The sequence below is a fragment of the Sphingobacterium sp. UBA7253 genome, from assembly GCF_002472745.1.
In the GTDB taxonomy this organism is placed as follows: Bacteria; Bacteroidota; Bacteroidia; order Sphingobacteriales; family Sphingobacteriaceae; genus Sphingobacterium; species Sphingobacterium siyangense.
The window spans coordinates 37,450-37,694 of record NZ_DKSP01000032.1; the positions used below are offsets into that span (position 1 = coordinate 37,450).

Below are 245 nucleotides of genomic sequence, written 5' to 3' on the forward strand. Positions count from 1 at the left end.
CGACACAGCACCTGAGGTCGTATTAAATTTATCCGAAATTATGGGATATACACTATACGATTCGGATGCAGAATACGTCTCCTTAGCTAAAGAGCTGGATTTTATAGAGAATTACTTTTCATTGGAAAAAATGCGTTACCCAAAATCATATAAGATTGAACTAAATATAGAGGGGCGAGCGCATGCTCACGCCTTAACGATTGCTCCGTTATTGACCTTCACCCTTATCGAAAATGCATTTAAAT

1 protein-coding gene is annotated in these 245 nt (G+C 38.0%); it reads left to right on the forward strand.

The window, feature by feature from the left end:
• Positions 1-40 precede the first annotated feature (40 nt).
• Positions 41-245 (forward strand): histidine kinase (locus B2X72_RS03040; RefSeq protein ID WP_286848243.1); only part of this gene is annotated, 205 nt, incomplete at its 3' end.